18 protein-coding genes are annotated in these 19,249 nt (G+C 56.0%); 6 read left to right on the plus strand and 12 right to left on the minus strand.

All coding sequences use genetic code 11. The features are described 5' to 3' along the window. Positions 1-26: 26 nt before the first annotated feature. The 9 genes from JNM28_03615 to rpsO form a co-directional block, all read right to left on the minus strand. Positions 27-1,052 (minus strand): hypothetical protein, encoded by a 1,026-nt coding sequence (locus tag JNM28_03615; protein ID MBL8067513.1) that lies wholly within the window; start codon positions 1,050-1,052, stop codon positions 27-29. A 4-nt stretch (positions 1,053-1,056) separates the two neighbouring features. Next, complete coding sequence (locus JNM28_03620) at positions 1,057-1,533, minus strand: hypothetical protein (protein ID MBL8067514.1); 477 nt, start codon at positions 1,531-1,533, stop codon at positions 1,057-1,059. 89 nt (positions 1,534-1,622) lie between these two features. Continuing rightward, the gene (locus tag JNM28_03625; protein MBL8067515.1) at positions 1,623-2,831 is read right to left on the minus strand and encodes an NAD(P)/FAD-dependent oxidoreductase; all 1,209 of its coding nucleotides are present in this window, start codon (positions 2,829-2,831) and stop codon (positions 1,623-1,625) included. 196 nt (positions 2,832-3,027) lie between these two features. Next, positions 3,028-4,059 carry a hypothetical protein gene (locus tag JNM28_03630; GenBank protein ID MBL8067516.1) on the minus strand — a complete coding sequence of 344 codons (1,032 nt, stop codon included), beginning with the start codon at positions 4,057-4,059 and terminating at the stop codon, positions 3,028-3,030. Next, the gene (locus JNM28_03635; protein MBL8067517.1) at positions 4,056-4,502 is read right to left on the minus strand and encodes a hypothetical protein; all 447 of its coding nucleotides are present in this window, start codon (positions 4,500-4,502) and stop codon (positions 4,056-4,058) included. Before JNM28_03635 ends, JNM28_03630 begins: the two co-directional genes overlap by 4 nt. Before the next feature lie 119 nt (positions 4,503-4,621). Further along, on the minus strand, positions 4,622-5,722 hold the full coding sequence (locus JNM28_03640) for a hypothetical protein (GenBank protein ID MBL8067518.1): 1,101 nt from the start codon (positions 5,720-5,722) through the stop codon (positions 4,622-4,624). Further along, positions 5,658-6,134 carry a hypothetical protein gene (locus JNM28_03645; GenBank protein MBL8067519.1) on the minus strand — a complete coding sequence of 159 codons (477 nt, stop codon included), beginning with the start codon at positions 6,132-6,134 and terminating at the stop codon, positions 5,658-5,660. The genes JNM28_03640 and JNM28_03645 overlap by 65 nt, the downstream gene beginning before the upstream one ends. A 117-nt stretch (positions 6,135-6,251) precedes the next feature. Then, entirely contained in the window at positions 6,252-8,558 is a 2,307-nt protein-coding gene (locus JNM28_03650; protein ID MBL8067520.1) for a polyribonucleotide nucleotidyltransferase, read from the minus strand. 26 nt (positions 8,559-8,584) lie between these two features. After that, entirely contained in the window at positions 8,585-8,866 is a 282-nt protein-coding gene (rpsO, locus tag JNM28_03655; protein ID MBL8067521.1) for a 30S ribosomal protein S15, read from the minus strand. Positions 8,867-9,085: 219 nt separating this feature from the next. Between rpsO and JNM28_03660 the strand changes: the two genes are divergently transcribed. From JNM28_03660 to JNM28_03685, 6 genes are all read left to right on the plus strand, one after another. Continuing rightward, positions 9,086-10,114 carry a hypothetical protein gene (locus JNM28_03660; protein MBL8067522.1) on the plus strand — a complete coding sequence of 343 codons (1,029 nt, stop codon included), beginning with the start codon at positions 9,086-9,088 and terminating at the stop codon, positions 10,112-10,114. A 41-nt stretch (positions 10,115-10,155) separates the two neighbouring features. Beyond that, positions 10,156-11,145: an NAD(P)-dependent glycerol-3-phosphate dehydrogenase gene (locus JNM28_03665; GenBank protein MBL8067523.1), complete on the plus strand. Its 990-nt coding sequence runs from the start codon at positions 10,156-10,158 to the stop codon at positions 11,143-11,145. A gap of 51 nt (positions 11,146-11,196) precedes the next feature. After that, entirely contained in the window at positions 11,197-12,381 is a 1,185-nt protein-coding gene (locus tag JNM28_03670) for a PD40 domain-containing protein (GenBank protein ID MBL8067524.1), read from the plus strand. 72 nt (positions 12,382-12,453) lie between these two features. Continuing rightward, on the plus strand, positions 12,454-13,800 hold the full coding sequence (locus JNM28_03675) for a type II secretion system F family protein (protein ID MBL8067525.1): 1,347 nt from the start codon (positions 12,454-12,456) through the stop codon (positions 13,798-13,800). Further along, the gene (locus JNM28_03680) at positions 13,801-15,057 is read left to right on the plus strand and encodes a type II secretion system F family protein (protein ID MBL8067526.1); all 1,257 of its coding nucleotides are present in this window, start codon (positions 13,801-13,803) and stop codon (positions 15,055-15,057) included. After that, positions 15,050-16,186: a DnaJ domain-containing protein gene (locus tag JNM28_03685; GenBank protein ID MBL8067527.1), complete on the plus strand. Its 1,137-nt coding sequence runs from the start codon at positions 15,050-15,052 to the stop codon at positions 16,184-16,186. Before JNM28_03680 ends, JNM28_03685 begins: the two co-directional genes overlap by 8 nt. On the opposite strand, the gene JNM28_03690 is transcribed toward JNM28_03685, so the two are convergent. From JNM28_03690 to JNM28_03700, 3 genes are read right to left on the minus strand one after another with little or no spacing between them, the layout of a single operon-like run. Beyond that, positions 16,183-17,820 carry a hypothetical protein gene (locus JNM28_03690; protein ID MBL8067528.1) on the minus strand — a complete coding sequence of 546 codons (1,638 nt, stop codon included), beginning with the start codon at positions 17,818-17,820 and terminating at the stop codon, positions 16,183-16,185. The two genes, JNM28_03685 and JNM28_03690, sit on opposite strands and share 4 nt — an antisense overlap. Further along, a complete protein-coding gene (locus JNM28_03695; GenBank protein ID MBL8067529.1) occupies positions 17,810-18,667 on the minus strand; it encodes a hypothetical protein in 858 nt (285 codons plus the stop codon). The genes JNM28_03690 and JNM28_03695 overlap by 11 nt, the downstream gene beginning before the upstream one ends. After that, positions 18,667-19,128: a hypothetical protein gene (locus tag JNM28_03700; GenBank protein ID MBL8067530.1), complete on the minus strand. Its 462-nt coding sequence runs from the start codon at positions 19,126-19,128 to the stop codon at positions 18,667-18,669. Before JNM28_03700 ends, JNM28_03695 begins: the two co-directional genes overlap by 1 nt. Positions 19,129-19,249: the final 121 nt, after the last annotated feature.

Consider the following 19,249-nt stretch of genomic DNA (forward strand, 5'->3'; position numbering starts at 1 on the left):
TCAGAACTTGAGACATAAGTGGGTATTCAGGGGCCCGTCGGATTTCCGAGCACAATAAACATCCCTGACCGGATCACTCGGCCATCGGATGGGTTGATGAATGAACTGCCCTCAAAAACGGCAATCGAAAAAGTGATCTTCATCTTTGGATTCCTAGCAAAAAATTGATCGACTGCCTCCTCGCTTTCGTATCCTAGCCCCTTAAAATTGAACTTCGACTGGTCGACGATTCTCTGCTTGATTTCCGGTGATAGGTCATTGAACTCAAATTGTCCGTCAGGAATTCCTCCAAACGGTTGGCAGAATTGTCCTCGATATGAAGCAACCAGCGTGCTGTAGCTGTTTCGGTAAGCCAAAAACAGAGAATGAACCTCCACAGCCGCCTTTGTCAAAGCGCTTGTGAGATCAATTCCGGCAAGAACAGCATCTTCTTGCGAAAAGGAACCAGGAACAAGCGGCCGCACCGAATAGTTTTGGTTCACGTATGAACTGAGCGAATAGCCGACCGGGCGATTTCGCTTCTTTCTAAACTCCTTTGCTTCTTCCAGGGAAAGCGATTCTTGCAACGGTCGCGCGATCTCATTCTTTGTGGGACAAATCTCTTCGGTGAAAGCCTTGGCACCTGGGACGTCGAAGGAATACTTCACGCTGATCCCCAGCCCATAACACTCGTCACCTGGCTTTGCCTGTGAGTTTTTTCTGGGAGCTGTGTTTTCGCAAATGGACTGACAGATGTTGCCGATCGGGCTGCCCATGGCAAACTTTGTCCCCCCATTCCTGGTTGCTTCATCGACCAGCATCGTCAGTTGTCTCAGGGCCGTGAGAGGGGCAACGCTTTCAGAGAGGTAGATATCGGTGCTTTCGCCATAATAGAGATGAAAATCAATCCCGGTTTTATCTTTGAGCGATTCGACCGAACATTGCGCTGGTTCAATCATCCGGAAATCATCATTCCGTTCGTTTTCTGCCAGAACAAGCATGACCGACCGCGGTTCTTCGACCATTTTGGCCGCAGCAATGAGGGAAAGATAGATTCCGATGGAGAGCATCATGGCCTTATGAAACCGTGTGGTAGATTTCGAACGACTCGTTCATGTATCCGTTTCTTGTTGCATAGTCATAAGACATGGGCATGCCATCTGTAGAAAGCAGCATATGAGGCAAGAAGATAAAGACCTGCTCACGATCGTATCGATGCCATATATTAGACACGGTTAAACCATTTGGAGCATAGATTCCCGCTTTATAATTGGTGAGGGTCTGATTCGTGAAGCATAATGGGGTTAGCTCTGTCACCCAGGCTGGCTCTTCAGTCACCGCTCCATAAACAACATTTAACGGAATTGTCCTCGTCAAATTGATTGCAAACCATTGTTCGGAGTATTCATTCAGTTCACCCGGGTTTAATGTTAGCGCGCCGCCTTGCCAAGTATCTGATTCTGTGTAACTGTATTGCACCCACTCACCATGCTGGGCGAAGGCAATTGATATCGAAATTCCGGCTGCGAACAGTGAGAGGATTTCTTTTGCCATGGACATATGCTACCGCCCCCCCCTTTTTACGGAAGTCAACCCACATCCGAATCTTAACAACTTGTTAATTGTTGAGGTGCACTGTGCAATTATGCCTTGCCCTTGAGCATGAGATTCCAGTACATCCAAGGCAAGAAATGCTTTTTAAGCATGTACATCGACCACCGTTCCTTTGTCGGATCCAGGGGAAAGCTGGGCAAAACTTTGTCATCGTAGCCGAATTCGGCCATGATAAGTTTGCCATAGCCTGTGACCAGCGGGCAGGAGGTGTACCCGTCGTATTGGTTTGGCAAAGGCTTGCCCGCCAAGTGGGCAACCATGTTCTGTTCCACAACGATGGCCTGTTTGCGGATTGCCGCCCCGGTTTTGCTGGTGGGGATCCCCGCCACGTCCCCGAGGGCAAACACATTGGAAAATATGGGGCTTTGCAAGGTGTTCTTATTGACTTCGGCCCACCCTTTCGTTGGACCATCGGCAATAGCCAAGGGGCTTTTGGCAACAAATTCCGGCGGATACATTTTGGGTGTCACGTGGATGAACTCGTAGGCAACGGATTCCATCTCTTCTGGGGCATCCAGGTTTTGGAAGGTTGCCGTCCCGGCCAAGTGGTCAATGGCCACCAAGTCGCGGCGATAGTGCATCTCGATGTGTTTGCGTTCGACGACCTTGTTGAGGGCCGGCACATAGTGCGGGTTGCCAAAAATGGTGGCCGGGGCAAAGTATCCCTTCACTGAGATGTTGTCGGCGACGCCGTGCCGCTGCCAATAATCGTGGGCCAAGTACATGATTTTTTGCGGGGCCCCGCCGCACTTGATGGGTGTGCTGGGCTGGGTGAAAATTGCCGTCCCCTGTTTGAGGGCTTGCAAGCCCGCCCAAGTTTTGTCGACGGTATTGTAATCGTAGTTGCTGGCAACCCGTGGATCGCTCTGGAGCGCTTCGGGCAATCCTTTGATGGCGCCCCATTCGATCCGGAGCCCCGGACAGAGGACGAGGGCTTCGTAAGTGATGCGCATTCCACCGGATGTGAGCAGGGCATTTTCACCGGGCAGGAGTTGCGTCACCGATTCTTGGATCCAGTTGACCCCGGGGGGGATGAGATCTGATTCGTTGCGACAGGTGTCTTCCTTTTTTGCCTCGCCCCCGCCGACCAAGGTCCAGAGCGGCTGGTAATAGTGCTTCTCCGTGGGGTCGATGAGTGTGATCTGGCTCGCCGGGAAATGTTGGGAGAGCCGGGCAGCAACATCGATGCCAGCGGTGCCTCCGCCGACAATCGCAATCTTGGTCGTGGAATCCGTCATTGGAATCGCCTTGAAACCGCATAGTGGCCGATTTTGTGGTTGAGGATTCCACTTTTTTCAAAGGATCTCGAATTGCGGGATCTTTCCGGCAGACGCTGGGGTGCTTCGCGTTTGCAAACAAAAGGTATGCGGAGCCATTCCACCCCGGCCACAAAACGTGAAACCGGGGTGAAAAATCACGGGAAATTCAGAGATCTCAGTTCCCATAAAGCACAATGCTCGTCACCGTTGTGCCTGATTTACCATCTTTTGAAGCTGTTGACTTCGTGGAAATCGCCAAATGGTATTTAACTTCAAGCATCGGGTTGCTGTCAAGGAACCTTGTGGCATCTTCGGTATTTGAAAAGCCAAGCATTTCCGGGTTCGATTTAGCCATCTTCGCCAATTCGTCTTTTACCCCGGGCGGCAAATTATTGAAGTTTGCCTTCTTGATGTTCTTGCTGCCTTCTTGTCCATAGGCGGAATCGGCCAGTTGGACAACTAGTGAATCCACAGCGGCTTTCGCGGAACGTTGAGCTGCTTCCAACTCTCTGCCGAGTTGCTCCAAAAAGTGAGACATGGATTGAAGAGCCTGTGCTTGAAGAAGCGTTCCCTTCAGCGTGCCAAAATCTGTCACTTTGTAGGTACCAAGATCCATGACCAGTGGAAATGGGGCATCTCTCCTCTTGGCCCGTAGGTGTTCCGCCGCAGCGGCATCATTGTCGGTTTCTGGAGGCCAGTAGACTGTCGCTAACGGCTTTTTTGGAAGGGAAACAGATCCAAAAACCGGTCGTCCAATCGTGCCAGAAGGATCGCTTATTGAGAAGGTGGCGCTGAGGGCCATGAATTTTTCCTGTGGCGCAACCTCGATTCTCTCCATGTTTTGTCGCTTGCATAGCGCATCGAAGAGCTGCTGACCCTCGGGAGAATCGCATGAAAAGGTGGTTTGGCCGGAATTCCTGACGGAATCGGCCCACTTGGCCGTGGCGAGATAATCTTCAATAGGAGCGATCTGCTTCGAAACAATGATGGTGAAATTGTCATCTGGAAATGACCAATACTTGATCCCATTGACGTGCAAGAAAGACTCAATTTCGGTCAAACTAGTGTCTCTGGGTTGCTCGCTTAGGGTCTCTTGTTCGGCCAACGCCACAATCACGGGCTTTGTCCGAGGTTCAAGAGGGATTCCTGGTATTTGACCATGATTGGCCATCATTAAGGAGGCTAGGATGGGGATGCTTAAGATCATTGGGTCACTACCACGATCCTAAATAGCACATCTTCAAGTTCGTAGCCTGATCTTGAAATCGTCTCGGAAGTCGCTGAATTGGTAAAACTCTGCGCAAGCTGGAAATGATGATACTCCCAGGTGCAGTTCCAGTAGAGAACATTATATTTGATATCGTTGTAATGGCCAGTAAAAACATTCGTGTTCGGCGTTGGGGTCAGGGCGATATTGGCGTTCCAGGTTGGAGGGTTTTGCACAGTTGAGCCTTCGACCAATTTTGTTTCAAGCGTCCTTGAGACGTGGAATGTGATCGACGATCCACTCACAGTATAGTCGTTTCGGGGCGAAAGTCCAAATGTCAGGATCTGCGTGCCGTTGTCGGTGCGGCTATATCCGTTGTCCGTCCATTCGGCATTTGCCGAAGCTGTCATCAAGGCAATTGCGGCAATGAGGAGTTGCTTCATAGGCCCGACGCTACCCCCCCCCGGATGAGAGTCAAGGCCCGATTGTTTAATTTTCACCCCGGCCACAAAACGTGAAACCGGAGAGGAATAAATTTGACAAGAGAGTGCCTTATCCAAAATCATGGTTTGATAATGAATGCAAATCCAAACGGCTGATCGCCGTAGCCCACTTGCTTGCACTCTTGGTAGGCAATCAGTGTGAATTGAAACTTCAAAGTCGGATTCGAACTCATGTATGTCTGGGCCTCCTCCTTAGAGGCAAAACCTCGACTCTCCCATCCAGATACAAAAGTGTAAATATATTTTTCTCGAATTTCTGCAGGAAGGCTCTCTAGCGAGTAGTCCCCTTCTTTTAGTTTCTCGAAATCACCGATGCTCGCAACTCCGAACTTCTTCACTGCAAATTCGAAGGACTGCTTGTAAACAGACTCCAGTTCGGCCAGCCGAGTCCCCAGATCGGAAACTACTTTTGCAAGGTTGGCCAGGTCCAGAGAGTGGAGCGATTCCGGCATACCAGAGTAAAACTTGAGGAATGTCAGGCCAACCGTCGATCGCGTGGTAGGAAACAGATATGATCGCCCTGATATGGCGTCCGCGTGCTCTTTAACCCGGTCTATTCCTCCGGAAAATGGAGTTGCCAGTGCCAAATCTGAGTTGCGCTCTGGTTCCGGCTTCCAAATAAAATTCCCTTTTCCGGCATAAGATGGGTCAACAAGCTCAATACCCATTGTCAATCCGATGGGCTTGGTTCCAGGTTGGACATCAAACTTATCGAAGAAGAACTTGGAATCCAGAAACTCCTTGAGTTCGCGACCTTCCGGCGAGCCTAGGTCAAACTTCATTCGAGAACTGCCATCAACCTTGGCGAGCCATCGAATTGACTTTTCGTACGACTCAATTGGAATCGCCATGTCGCTTACAAAGATGGTTGCATCTTCGAGTTGCATTTTCATGCAGTCGATGTTTAGTTGTTCGCGTACTTGTTCAACAGTTGCATCGCTGGTGACATCGGCCAACCCCTTTGTTTGGGCTTGCTGAGTGGCGACAATCCAATAGACTGGATGGTTCTCGTGGAAAGTTGCTTGGCCCAGAGCAGTAAAACAGAGAAATGCACTGACAAACAAAACTTGCAGAAAATTGGGAGATTTACCAGCCCTATTTGCCATAAGCCCAAACACGTTGTTCAAACCTTTCTTCTGCCGACCGCGCTGCGACTTCATTTCCATAAGTTTGGTTCTCCACATCCCACGTTTGAAAAGCCTGATAGGTGTTTCGAGTGGAAAATTCGATTCCCCAATACACACCTGTATTGAATGTACCATTTCCAACGAGTGGGAGGGTTTCTTTGAGTTCGGGAATTTGCAGGCTTGAAACATCGGTCATCCATGGCGGATCGTTGGTGGGCGAACCGGTGCAGACGCGTTTGAAAAGCGTACGCGTTGTGTTCACTGAGTAGGTGTTCCCGTTGATGGAGAGGTTATCGCGACCACTATAGAGGAGTTCATCTTCGTAGTGATAGAGGTCGCTCGGCTGGGTGAAAGCAATTTGTACCCAAACTGTATTCGGGCTCTCTGCTGACGCCTGTGCAGATGCCGCGTTAAAGGCAATTGCGGCAATAAGGTGTTGCTTCATAGGCCCGACGCTACCCCCCCCCCCCCCCCCGGATGAAAGTCAAGGTCAGATTGTCAAATTTTCACCCCGGCCACAAAACGTGAAACCGGGGTGAAAAATCACGGATAATTCAGACCATCAGCGGCGTTTGCGGAAGCGGGAACCGCCTTCGCCGTCGCCGTCGGATGAGCTGCTTTCGGTGCGCTCGCGGCGGGGTCCGCGGTCACGGTCGCCATATCCGCCTCGATCCCGACCACCACCACGGCGATCCCGGCCGCCATCGCGGTCCCGGCTGAACGCGGGGCGTTCGCTGACGGGTGGGTTGGGGTCGTTGAGCCGTTCGTTGTCCGGGTTGAGGTCGAGCGCGGTGAGGTTGATGCGACCCATGCTGTCGACTTCGTGGACTTTGACGTTGATGACGTCGCCTTCGCTGAGCACGTCGTCTGGTCGGCCGATTTTGGCGTGGGTGAGTTGGTCGGTGGGGACCATGCCATCTTTGCCATTGGGCATGCTGACCAAGGCGCCCCGACCCATGAGCCGGGTGACGGTGCCGGTGAAGGCGAATCCGACTTCCAGGCTGGAAGTGGACATTTTGATCATAGTGATCGCCTTTTCGGCCTTTTCACCGCTGTCGGTGGCGATCAGGACGCGGCCATCTTTTTGGACGTCGATTTCGCAGCCGGTTTCTTCGGTGATCTTGCGGATGTTGGCGCCGCCGGGTCCGATGAGCGCCCCGATCTTTTCGGTGTCGATCTGGACGGTTTGGATGCGCGGGGCGGTTCCGGAGAGTTGGGGCCTGGGTTTGGGGATCTCGGCTTCAATGATGTCGAGGATCTTGTACCGGGCGTCTTTGGCTTGGCTCAGGGCGTCGATGAGGACTTGCTCGGGGATGCCTTCCAGCTTGGTATCGAGCTGGAGAGCGGTGATCCCTTCGCGGGTTCCAGCCACCTTAAAGTCCATGTCGCCGGTGTGGTCTTCTAGGCCTTGAATGTCGGTAAGGATGCTGAAGTTTTTGCCGTCGCTCATGAGCCCCATGGCGATCCCTGCAACGGGGGCTTTGATCTTGACGCCGGCATCCATGAGCGCGAGGGTCGAGCCGCAGACGGACGCCATGGAAGACGACCCGTTGGATTCGAGCACTTCGCTGATCAGGTGGACGGTGTAGGGGAAGTCGGGGTCGTCCATGGGGACGACGGCTTCGATGGCCCTTTCAGCCAAGGCGCCGTGTCCGACTTCGCGTCGGCCGGGGCCGCGCAGCGGCCGGGCTTCGCCAACCGAGTAGGGCGGGAAGTTGTAGAAGTGCATAAAGCGCTTGGGCTCCTGCTCTTCGTCCAGCTGGTCCAGGATGTCGGCATACTGGGCGTCTTTGGGCATGCCCAGGGTCAGCACGGTCATGACTTGGGTTTGGCCGCGGGTGAAGAGGCCCGAACCGTGGACGCGCGGCAGGATGCCGGCGACGGCTTCGATATCGCGGAGTTCGTTGAGCTTGCGGCCATCCGGGCGCTTGCCTTCTTTGATGACGGTGGAGCGCAAGGTTTCTTTGATCGCTTTATCAATCGCGGGGCCGAGGTTTTGCAGGAAGGCTTTGTCGTCTTCCTTGCCTTCGGAATACTTGGCTTTGAGCTCTTTCTTCAGGTCGTTTTCTGCGTTTTCGCGGGTGGCCTTGTCTTTGTGAAAGAGGGCGGCGGCAATGGCTTTGCCTTCTTTCTTCATCAGGTCTTCGACAAACTTCTTGTCTGGGCCAGATTCGGCGACGGTGCGCTTTTCTTTGCCGGCGATTTTGGCAAAGGCTTCGAATTCTTTGCAGATCAGCTGGATGTTTTCGTGGGCGAAGATCAGGGCCTTGACCATGACTTCTTCGGTCACTTCTTTGGCCCCTGCTTCGACCATGCTGATGGCGCCTTTGTGTCCGGCGACGATGAGGTCGAGCTTGGAGGTTTTCAGCTCTTCAAAGGTGGGGAAGACGATGAATTCGCCGTCGATCATGCCGATGCGGACGCAGGCGATGGGTCCGTTGAACGGCACATCGGAGACGGAGAGGGCCGCGCCGGCCGCGTTGACGGCCATGACGTCGCTGGGGATGTTCTTGTCGATGGAGAACGGCATCGCGATGACTTGGATTTCGCTGCGGATGCCTTTGTGGAAGAGGGGGCGGATCGGCCGGTCCATCAGTCGGCTGATGAGGGTCGCCTTGGTCGAGGGTCGCCCGCCGCGCTTGATGACGCCGCCGGGGATTTTGCCGATGGCGTATTTGCGCTCTTCAAAATCGCAAACAAGCGGAAGGAAGTCGATGCCTTCCCGTTCTTGGTTGGACATGGTCGCGGTGCCGAGGATGACGGTGTCATCGATACCGAAGAGGACGGAGCCGCCGGCTTGCTTGGCAACGCGGCCTGACTCGAGGTTGAACGTTTTGCCGCCCACCTCAAAGGTGTGTGTATGGATCATGTGTTGAGCCTCTGACTAACGCAGGGTTAGCGAGGCCGAACTTCACGGATGCCGAGGTCTGCAATGAGCTCCCGGTACCGGACGATATCTTTGTTCCGCAGGTAGCCCTCAAGGCGGCGCCGTTTGCCAACGAGCATGAGTAGCCCTTGGCGCGAGTGCCGGTCTTTTTTGTTGGTGCGCAGGTGATCGGTGATCTGCAGGATGCGCGCCTGGAGGAGGGCGATTTGAACCTCGGGCGAACCAGTGTCGCCTTCTTTGGTCGCGTACTTTTTAATGATGTCGGTCTTGGTAGTCGGGTGCAGCGGCATGGTTGTGTGTTTCAGCCTCGTCTTAAGATCCCGGGATCGCCGTTCTGCGTTCGGACATCCCAGGGCTGTCAGGCTATCTGTGTGCCGCTCTCTGCAAAGTTCTCCTGTGGAGGAAAACGCTCCAGACAACGGCGCGCAAAGTAGCCCGCTCGGATTGAACTATACCCGTTTTCGGTTGGTCTAGGGCCCTCGGCAGAGTGGCGGGGGTACTTTGGACGCATGGATCGCGCATTCTTATCTCCCCAAGAGTTGGCGCAGATTCAATCCGTCCTCGATAGATTCGTGGGTCTGCCTCTGACCGACGCTTGGGGGCGGTGGCAGGAAATGCGGTTCGAGTTTGGCGAACAAAGGCCGTTCATCGACCGGGGCGGGGAGGAGTTGAAACGCTCTGGCTGTTATCTGGAAGCCGAAAGCCGATTCAAAATCCTTGGCCTGAGAGGTGGCGCCTTGGATGAATCGACATTTTATGATGGCGAAGATTGCCTTACCCCTCTTTCCCGTGAGTTTATGGCGGGAGTCCAATCGGGGAAGTGGACTTTTGAATCGGGCGAAGTTTTTCCCGATGGGCGGATTGGAGTCCGTCTTTCTGACGGGCTTTTGATCGAGCTCTTGGCCTTTACGTATGCAGACTTAGCCCTGGCAGAGACGCAAATCGTGAACTGCTGGTGGATTGGTTGGCGGGAGGAAATCTGGTCTTTGTATACCGACCAACTTTATTACAACTCGAAGCAGAACGCAACCAAGGATTTAGAAGAACACGACTTGCGACTGATCTCTGAGGCGTTGGATTGCATCCGGGGATCGACCCTTATCGAAATCCGGGATAACCCGCTTGAAACTGTGTTCTGCTTTGATAACCAGGCCACTATCACCACATCGATCCCTGTGCGTCTAGTCGGTCAGTCGCATGGCCAGCACATCAGAACTTATCCCAAGCAGGATGATGCTGAAATACTGGCCGACGCCATGAACGATGACTCCCTTAGCCGGGCAGGAAAGCTGGGGGCTAAGGAGCGACTGAGGCAGTCGTTTGAATCAGGTGTGCGACAGAGCGAGCTGATCGCAACCAGGCCACGACTGGATTCCAGGGGGTGTTTTGCCATCGATTTGGAATCTGGACAAATCGGTGCTGAAGGTTTTCGGCTGGTGCTCAGCCATGGGTATTTGATTCGGGGCTGGCGATGGGAAATCAGGCTTGGAGAGACCGTCTGGGAGTTTGACGGTCAACGGGTCGTGAAGAAATCCTGAGAGATTTGCCGGGAACTTGGCAAAATACAGAGTTAAGAGTTATGCGAGTCCGCGTGATCGGTGCAGGGAGTTGGGGCACGGCCCTCAGCTTGGTTTTGGTTCGGAACGGCCACATGGTCGAGTTGGTAACCCACGACGCGCTTTCGGCGGCGCAGCTCAACCAAGACCGCGAGAACCGGGAGTACTTGCCGGGGTTCCGGTTCACTGAGACCATCCAAGTGGTTCCGCAGGGTCAGCAGGGGGGACCGGCGAACTTCACGGTGATTGCTGTGCCAACGGGGGCGGTCCGCGACGTTTTGGCCCATGTGGCGGATGGTGGGATCGTCTGCCTGGCCAGCAAAGGTCTCGACCCGGAAACCGGCGGGGTGGTCAGCGACGTTTTGGCGCAGGCGTTGCCCGCGTCGATCCCGGTGGCGTTGAGCGGCCCGAACCTGGCGGTGGAACTTGCCAAGGGGGTGCCGACCGCCGCCGTTTGTGCCAGCGGCGACGAAGACGCGGCAGAGTTGGTTCGCAAGGCTTTCAACGGCAAGGGTTACCGCGTGTACATCAATGACGATGTCCGCGGGGTTGAGCTTGCCGGGGCACTAAAAAACGTGATCGCAATTGGTGCCGGGGTCTGCGACGGGCTGGGATTTGGCGACAACACGAAAGGGGCGTTTGTCTGCCGAGGACTTGCGGAAATCACGCGGCTCGGCGTGGCGATGGGTGCGCGGATGGAGACATTCCTCGGATTGGCGGGGGTTGGCGACCTTTTTGCTACGTGTAGCAGCCGGCTTTCGCGCAACTACCGGGTCGGGCTGGCGGTGGCAGGCGGCGCCTATGTTGATGACGCGGTGGCATCGGTCGGACAAACTGCGGAAGGGGTTCCGACACTGAAAGTCGCCTTGAAACTTGCTGCCGAGAAGGGGATTGAGGTTCCGCTGATGCAGACTTTGAACGAGGTGTTGATGGGCATCCTCGGCTTTGAAGAGGCGATTTCCCGCTTGATGGAGCGGGATACTCGTTTCGAATTGGGTGAAAAACCCCATTAAGGTTCGGGTTCGAACCCTATAGGTAAATTTGCGGGTGCCGAGAATAGCGGTATGGCATCTGTGAACCGGGCTTGGTTGCCGTTTGGGCTTTTTGCCGCCGGCATTTTGATTGTCGGCTGTGGCGGCGGCGGAGGTGGGTCGACGACCGGTTCTTCAACAGGCACAACCGGCACCACTGCGACCACTGGAACAACGGGCACGACCGGAACCACTGGAACAACGGGAACCACCGGGACAACCGGAACAACCGGAACATCCGGAACAACGGGCACGACTGGAACCACTGGCACAACTGGCACCACCGGAACAACCGGCACGACCGGAACCACTGGAACAACGGGAACCACCGGCACAACCGGCACAACCGGAACAACGGGCACGACTGGAACCACTGGCACAACTGGCACCACCGGAACAACCGGCACCACTGGCGGAATCACCCAGGATCAAATTTTTTACTCGAAAGAAGGGATCAACGGCAACAACCAGATTTACCGGATGAACATCGATGGAACTGGAGCGACGGTGATCACGGGGACGGACGCCAACCGGATCAACTGTTCCACCGTTGCCGGGCTCGCCAAGATGGTCTATGAATCGAACGAGACCGGGAACTCGGAAATTTTCATCGCGAACATTGATGGAACGGGTGCCGTGAACCTGACCAATAACGGGGCCGACGATTTTGAACCGGTCATCAGTGCGGATGGGACAAAGATCGCCTTTTTGAGCTTGAGGTCAGGATCGACCCGGCTTTATGTGATGAATTCGGATGGGACCGGCGTGGTTCAAATTTCCAGCCTGGCGGGTATGGAAGGGTTAGGTAAAGCCCTCAATGGGAACGGGACAAAGGTGGTCTTCACGGCTGCCCCCAGCGCCGTCCCGCAAATCTATATTGCCAACTCGGATGGGACAGGTGTCTCCAACCTATCCAGCGACACGAATTTCTTTGACATCACACCCGTTTTTTCGCCCGATGGCACAACGGTTCTGTTTTCCCGCGATGGAGATTTGGTCAGGGTTAGCGTGAGCGGCGGCCCCAAAACCCTGGTCTACAACGCAACCAACGACATCGAATTCCCGAGTTACACGTCCGATGGGGCAAAGATTGTGTTCATGACCTTGATCAACTTTGGCTGGGACATCTTTACCGTGACTTCCTCCGGGGGGTCTCCGACAAACCTGACCAATTCACCGACCGATGAATTCAAGGTTTCCGGATACGTCGGCAAGTAGCAACCGGGAACCTCGCCTGTGCCGTCTTGATTAGTAGAATGGCGGGCACGCGCAAGCAAGGGTGATTCGGGAATGCCGGAATTCGATTATCAGGTGGTGGATGCCGGGGGACGACTGAGTTCGGGCCGGATGGCCGCGGCCAGTGCGAACGATGTCGTCCAGCGGCTCAGCCAACAGGGATTGGCTGTACAGGGCCTGAACATGGTCGCTGGCCATGGCGGGGTTGCCCCGGCGGCGGTTGGCAGCCAGCGCATCGCCCCAATTGTCCAAGGTAATCCGGCGGCCGTCCCTTATTCGGCGCCCGATCCACAATACAGTTACAGCCAGGCCGCCCGACCGGTTCAAGCAACCGGACAAAAGCTCACCGGATTCTTCAAAGATTACGACCTGTGGATGTTGTTGAACCAGATGGGGGTGATCCTTCGATCTGGGATCAGCGCCACGGAGATGCTGAAAGAGCTCTCGACCCGGCGGAGCATCAAGGCCAAAGCGTGCCGGGCCATGGAGGACATGGCCAAACTGACCGCCCAAGGGATGTCGCTGAGCGATGCCATGGAGGTGTATCCGGAGATTTTCCCGGATGGGGTCGTCGGCTCGGTCCGCGCCGGTGAGGCCGGAGGGTATTTGCCGGATGCTTTGCTGCATACGTCTGAGCAGATCCAGGCTAGTTGGAAAGTCCGGCGGCATTACTTGTGGACCAGCCTTTCGATTTTTTCGACGGTGATTTTGGTTCCCTTCATGCCGGTGATGCATGCGGGATCCGATGCCTTGGGCCGGTACATCAATTCCAACAACCCAGAAGGGGGAAGCCCTGTCTCGATGTACTTCGACGCCTGGTTTCGCGCTTTGGTGGGTTGGCCGTTGGTAGGGATGCTCGCGATCACGGGGTTGTTCCTCTTCGGCCCCTATCTGTTCGGCCGGATTTGGTTTTTGCCGTTGCGGCATGCTCTGGCCGCCAAATTGCCGTTGATCGGCCGCAGGACCCGCTCAGAAAGCAGCCGGGAGTTGAGTTACCACCTGCAGCGCCTCAGCATCGCGGGGGTAAGCCCTTACCGGGCGTTCGGCTTGGCGGCCGCCGCCATCCCCAACAAGGAATACCGCGACCGGATGGTGGAATATGGTCGGCCATTTCGGGAGGACACCCCGCTTTCGCAAATCATCCCGCGCAAACTCATGCCCGACGAGCTGGTGGACCTCATCCGCACGGGTGAGCTGACGGGAACCACTCCCGACGCCATGCAACAGGTGGAGCGGATCGCCCACGGCGACCAGAAGATGATGGAGAACGTCTTGAAGGTCAAGGCCTGGGTTTGGGTCGGGCTTTTTGTCTTTGGCGTGAGCTCGATCGTGGCGGCACTAATGATGCGGGATTTTTATGACGTGATGTGGAAGGCGATTTTCGAGGGGACGGGCTGGTAGATGCCGGTTTTTGAATACCAAGCAACCGACGCGGTCGGCAAACAGGTGCGGGGGACGATCATCGGGGATTCCTTAGATTTGGTCGCCGGGCGGTTGGCCGAACAGGGGTTAAAGGTCAGCCAGCTCGGCATGGCCCAATCGGCCGGAGACCCGCTTGCCGGTTTTGCTCCCGCCGAGTCCCCCAGGGGCGCCATCCCGGAGACGCGGATCCCGCCGACAGATCCGAGGAGCCGTCTGGAAACCGATCTCCTCGGCCCCTTGGTCGGCGGTGTCGCGCTCAGCAAGCTCCAGTTCATGTTTCGGCAATTGGGGACGATGCTGAATGCGGGGATCGAAATTCGCCAAGCCTTGGAGACGTTGGGGGCGCAAAGCCAAGGCAAGCTGCGGGAAGTGCTATTCGAACTCCGCGACCACACGGCCGCCGGCCGCCCGATGAGCGTGGGGATGCAACGGTATCCCGAGGTGTTTAGCCCCTTGATGATGGCCATGGTCCGGGCGGGGGAACAGGGTGGGATGCAGGGGGATATGGCCCTCCGGCTGGCTGATTACATCCAGCGGGACATCGAACTGCGCAACCTCATCCGGCGCGAGACGTTTTATCCCAAACTCGTTTTTGGGGCCTCGATCCTGATCATTTTGGCAACCAATCTCATCATCAACATGGTCGCCCCGGGCAAATCTGGCATCACGGCGGAATCGTTGATCTGGTTTGTGGTGGCCGGACTCGTTGCCGCCGGATTCTTTTTCCGGAAATACGCATTGAAAAATCCAGCGGTCAAATACTCCTGGGATGCCTTTCTTTTGGGTGTGCCTTACATCGGGACGATGGTGCACGGGTTTGCCATGGCGATGTTCGGTCGGGCCTTCGGCGCACTTTATGAAGCGGGTGTCCCAACCCGCGAAGCATTGCTGCTTGGGGCCGACAGCTGTGCCAACGAGGCGGTCCGCGCCCGGGTTTATCCGATTGTCCACCGACTGGGCGAGGGACAGGGCATTTATGAAACGTTTGCCGAATCCGGGGCGTTCACCCCGATCGTCCTCGACATGGTCAAAACCGGGGAGATGACGGGGAACATGCACGACATGCTGATCAAGGTCAGCGAGTATTACGAAGATGAGGGGACGACCAAAGCGCGGCAGGCGGCAAGCCTTTACGGAGTCGGGATGCTGATCGTCGTCGGGATTTATGTCGCCTATATCGTGATCAAGTTCTACACGGGGTATGCCTCGGGTGCGATGAGCAATCTGGGTGAATGACCACTATTCCAATTTGGGCGTTTCCCCCGACGCCACCGACTCCGAGATCAAATCGGCATTCCGCCGCTTGGCCAGGCAGTACCACCCGGATCTCAACCCCGGGGATGCGGCCAAGTCCCGGTTTCTGTCGATAAAGGATTCTTACGAGACCCTTTCCAACCCGGAACGGAAGGCGGTCTACGACCGGTTTCGGAAGCGGGGCTCCGGCGACCCCGTTGCTGCGGAAAGCCGTCCCCAGGCGCAACCCGATCCGGGACGGGTGCAGACAGCCGGCTATTTCAGCGGCCGCCAAGCTTGGAAAGACGAGCCGGCGGCCGATATCAGCAAAGAGGAGTTCTTGCGGCGGCAGAAAATGGTGTCCGAGATGGAGAGGCTCTCCCGCCAAGGGAGGTTGGCCGAGGCGGAAGCGGTCGCCAAGCAGCTGTCTTCCCTCGGGATCCGGAATGCGGCGGTGTATGGGGTTTTGGGCGATGCGGCCCGGATCAAGGGCGATTTTGCCGAGGCGGCCAAGCAGTTTGGCTATGCGGCGCAGTACGACCCATCCAGCGATCGTTACCGGGATTTGAGCGTTGCGATGATGGAAGCGCTGGCCCGGAAGCCCAAGCCTTCGGCCTACCAGTCGGAAAAGGCGCCCAGCTATGCGCTGTTGTTCGGGCTGATTTCTGTTGTGGCGGCGGTGTGCTACACGGCGGTGGCCCGGGAGCCGGCGATCGCCAGCGGTGTTGCGCCGGTTTCAACGTGGACTTTGGGCCAAATCGTGATGGCGGGCGTTGCCGGATTCTCCATCGGGTCATCGCTTTCGGCAGCGGGCCAAATCGAGCATTTCGATTTGGGGGGTGGCGCGGCCGGGTACCGGCTCCACCCGGGAATCGTGGTGTTGTTGGTTTCCTTGGCCAATTTTTGGCTGGCGGCTGCGCTCTATGTTTTGGTTGGGCTGACCCAAAAGTCGTTCCACGCCGGGGTCACGAAAGTTTTGGCGGGCTCGGCCCTGGCCGTGGGGGCTTTGTCGATGGCCCGGTTTGGCTATGGGTGGGAAGCAGTGGCCCAAACAGCGGTATGGTCCGGCGGGATCGTGTATCCCGCCGGACTAGCCGGGTGGTTGTTAGCGGATAGCCTCCGCCGTGTTTAGCGGATCCGCCGCCAATCAGTGAGCCGGTCGGCGCGGATCGGTTCAAGGAGGGTCTGCGCAATGTTGCCGTTCCCGGCCCCGATCTTGAACTCCTTGGCCTCGCGGATGTAGTTCATGACGAACGAGCCGCCGTTGTTGGGCAAGATCTGCACGCCGCCCCCATATTGGGCATTGGTTGACCGCCCGGAAGGTTGGTCGGCCCAGATCTCGTTCGTCGCATATTTTGCCGGCCCGCCCGAAGTGAGGATCCCGTTGATCTCCAAGTTGCCGGTGATCAAAATGCCCCCCGCCGCCGCATAGACGTTTCCATACTGCGCCGAAGCGTTGCTCGTGATCTTGATGGCATCAACCCTTTGGTTGAAGCTGATGAACCCGCCATTTTTATACACTTCGGAAAGTGAGGCATAGGGGCTGTTTTGCGTGCCGAGCTGGTATACGGCGTTGGGGCCGTCGGTGTATTGCCCGAGCACGACGAATTTGACCCCCATGTTGGAAAGTTCGCCCAGGTTGGTCACGTTGCCGGTGACATAGATGACGTTGTCATCAACCTTGGTGGAACGTGGGACGAAGTGGATGTGGTCTCCGGCGGCAATGTCTAGGTTGCCGGCGATGACAGCCGGAGCCTTGATGATCTTGCGGCCCAGGGTTGAATCAAAGGCTACCGAGTTGCTGGAAACCGAACCGTATGTGGTTGAACCGGGGGCGGTTTGAGCCTGGGTGAGGAGATCCGCCTTAAGCTGGATCAACTCTTTGAGACCGAGGTAATACTTGGATTGCCCCATACCCGTGATCTCATTGGAATTGGCATCGTAGGAGGCCCCGGCTGAGATCATGGATGACGCGGATTGATAGTTCTTTGTGCCATTGGGGTTGCCGAGCCCGCTGATCCCCTTTGTGTAATCGACGATGGACGTATCAGGTTGGTTGGGCACCAAGATCTGGCCTTGAATGTCGATGATGTTGGGGTTCACATAGGCGGTTTTGCTCCCGCTAAACGGAGTCCAAGTAATGCCGGTGTTGGCCACGATGCTGGCCGACTTGTTGGTTCCGGCGGGGTCTTGGGTTCGGACACCGGCATTGGTGACGATCTTAATGTCCGTGTTGGAGTTGATAACCCCCGGGAATTCCACGGAAACGGCACCAGCGCCCGGTGTGCCGTCGTTGTTGTAGACCCGTTTGAGCCGAAAGGTCGCCCGGGTGATAGACGTCGTTCCATTCTTGGCTGTTCCGGTGCCCTCGACCTGGTATGTGTCGATATATTGCACCGAGCCTTTGGAATATCCGGGGGCCGGGGAAGTGCGGACGGAGTCGACGTTCAAGACCTTGGCGCTAAAGCCTCCCTGAAGGCGGGTTTTTCCGGAAAACATGGTGTTCACGGTGTTTTGGGAAACGGCCTTGGTTGGGAATTGCAGGGCCACCGTGTCGCGGCAGATCTGGTCGTAGAGCACTTGGATCCCGCTCTCGGAGAGGGCGGTTGCCTGGGTTTTTTCCACCGAGCGTTGGGCCATGGCGTCGTTGGTGGTGCTGACCCCGACTGCGGTGAGGGTCACCATCGCGATGACGGCGAAGAACATCATGGAGATGGAAAGGCTGGATCCTGCCCTTTTGGTGGCGAATCGGTTCCTATTGGGCATTCTTCAAGTTCCCTCCTACCGGGATCGTGTTGTCGGGCTGGCCATGGCGGCCTTCAGTGGTGATGGCAATCGCCACGCGACTGGCGTCGCTATCGTAGTCCGCGGTGATGGCGTTGGTCATATCGGTTTCAAATAGGAAGTCAGCCGGCTTGGTGGCGATCCCGAGTTTGAGGGAAACGGTGTTGCCCACGCAAAGGACTTTGCTTGTCAAATTGCATAGGGCAGTGTTGATGGCTCCTCCATCGGCAGTTGCCGAACATTCGCTGGCCGAGACGTTGGCCTCGGGAATCGTCGCCCCCCTCAACCGGATCTTGTTCCCACTTGGCGTACCTGAAGTTGTCGGGCCTGGCAGCGTGTAGATCCCCAGAAACGGAGAGATCGTTGACGATCTCATCGTGATGATCTTGATGGATACGAGATCGGAGATGATCGACCGGTCTTTGACCAGGGTGAAGGGGTTGGTTCCGACTTGGATCCCGGTGTAGCGGACCAGGCAATCTTTGCCATCCACCTTTTGAACCGAATAGACGACATAGGAGCATTTGCCAACCACGACGTCGCCGTTGGCATCGTAGATCGACTTTTTCAGGATCAACGTCTTGTTGGTATTGGCTTTGGTGCCCCCGGTGTCGTTGAGCTTGGACTTGACCCCATCCGATTCAGCGATGTCTCTTTGGATGATGTCGACGCCGTTGCGGGCCTCGGATTCGTGCGATGATGCTGCCACCCCGGCGGTGCTGAGTTTGGCCCCGGTGAGCATGACGTCAAAGGAGAGGACGGTGACGGCGAGCATGATCCCTCCAGAGACCATCAATTCCGGAGTTGAAAAGGCGCGGTTCTTCTTCATTAGTTAATTGCTCCTGCCGTAACGGAGCCGGGTTTGGCGAGGATAGATGTCAGGCGGACTTCGGACCACGGTGCGGTTTGGCCCTCTGGCGTTGCGGCAGACCGCCACTGGATCCGGACGGAAACTTGTTTGGCGGTTGTCGAAAAGTCTTCGATGGTGTAGGTTCCGGCAACCTGGTACTTGGAATTGTTGGCCCCGGGGAGTGACGATGTGAACTCGCTGGGCACGGTGAACGCCGTCGCATTTTGGACAGCCAGGTTGTCGAAACTTGTTGTCCGCAAGACTTCCAGCTGTTGGTTGGCAATTTGGTAGGCGCCCGACCGGATTTTGGCCTGCATCCCGACTTTGTTGGCAAAGACCGCCATCCCGGCGAAGGTAAGAACTCCGACGAGGGTGATGTACATGGCCATCGTTGTTTCCAACAACGTGAAGGCCCTAATCTTTGTGGGGGATCGTTTCATCGTCTAAGCTTGCCGCTACGTCAGTTGTCGGATATTGCGCAAAATGGGACACCGTCGAAATACGGGACTTGAAAAATCCGATGGGCCGGAGAGCGCCGTTCGGCGGTCGGTACACTGGCTT

The sequence above is a fragment of the Armatimonadota bacterium genome (assembly GCA_016789105.1).
GTDB lineage: Bacteria > Armatimonadota > Fimbriimonadia > Fimbriimonadales > Fimbriimonadaceae > UphvI-Ar2.

What these genes read in the sequence shown, in the direction of transcription:
- JNM28_03665 (MBL8067523.1), top strand. Translation starts at nt 10,156, where the DNA reads ATGCGAGTCCGCGTGATCGGTGCAGGGAGTTGGGGCACGGCCCTCAGC.
- JNM28_03640 (MBL8067518.1), bottom strand. Translation starts at nt 5,722, where the DNA reads ATGAAGTCGCAGCGCGGTCGGCAGAAGAAAGGTTTGAACAACGTGTTT.
- JNM28_03695 (MBL8067529.1), bottom strand. Translation starts at nt 18,667, where the DNA reads ATGAAGAAGAACCGCGCCTTTTCAACTCCGGAATTGATGGTCTCTGGA.
- JNM28_03645 (MBL8067519.1), bottom strand. Translation starts at nt 6,134, where the DNA reads ATGAAGCAACACCTTATTGCCGCAATTGCCTTTAACGCGGCATCTGCA.
- JNM28_03620 (MBL8067514.1), bottom strand. Translation starts at nt 1,533, where the DNA reads ATGGCAAAAGAAATCCTCTCACTGTTCGCAGCCGGAATTTCGATATCA.
- JNM28_03670 (MBL8067524.1), top strand. Translation starts at nt 11,197, where the DNA reads ATGGCATCTGTGAACCGGGCTTGGTTGCCGTTTGGGCTTTTTGCCGCC.
- JNM28_03635 (MBL8067517.1), bottom strand. Translation starts at nt 4,502, where the DNA reads ATGAAGCAACTCCTCATTGCCGCAATTGCCTTGATGACAGCTTCGGCA.
- rpsO (MBL8067521.1), bottom strand. Translation starts at nt 8,866, where the DNA reads ATGCCGCTGCACCCGACTACCAAGACCGACATCATTAAAAAGTACGCG.
- JNM28_03690 (MBL8067528.1), bottom strand. Translation starts at nt 17,820, where the DNA reads ATGCCCAATAGGAACCGATTCGCCACCAAAAGGGCAGGATCCAGCCTT.
- JNM28_03650 (MBL8067520.1), bottom strand. Translation starts at nt 8,558, where the DNA reads ATGATCCATACACACACCTTTGAGGTGGGCGGCAAAACGTTCAACCTC.
- JNM28_03625 (MBL8067515.1), bottom strand. Translation starts at nt 2,831, where the DNA reads ATGACGGATTCCACGACCAAGATTGCGATTGTCGGCGGAGGCACCGCT.
- JNM28_03675 (MBL8067525.1), top strand. Translation starts at nt 12,454, where the DNA reads ATGCCGGAATTCGATTATCAGGTGGTGGATGCCGGGGGACGACTGAGT.
- JNM28_03700 (MBL8067530.1), bottom strand. Translation starts at nt 19,128, where the DNA reads ATGAAACGATCCCCCACAAAGATTAGGGCCTTCACGTTGTTGGAAACA.
- JNM28_03660 (MBL8067522.1), top strand. Translation starts at nt 9,086, where the DNA reads ATGGATCGCGCATTCTTATCTCCCCAAGAGTTGGCGCAGATTCAATCC.
- JNM28_03615 (MBL8067513.1), bottom strand. Translation starts at nt 1,052, where the DNA reads ATGATGCTCTCCATCGGAATCTATCTTTCCCTCATTGCTGCGGCCAAA.
- JNM28_03680 (MBL8067526.1), top strand. Translation starts at nt 13,801, where the DNA reads ATGCCGGTTTTTGAATACCAAGCAACCGACGCGGTCGGCAAACAGGTG.
- JNM28_03630 (MBL8067516.1), bottom strand. Translation starts at nt 4,059, where the DNA reads ATGATCTTAAGCATCCCCATCCTAGCCTCCTTAATGATGGCCAATCAT.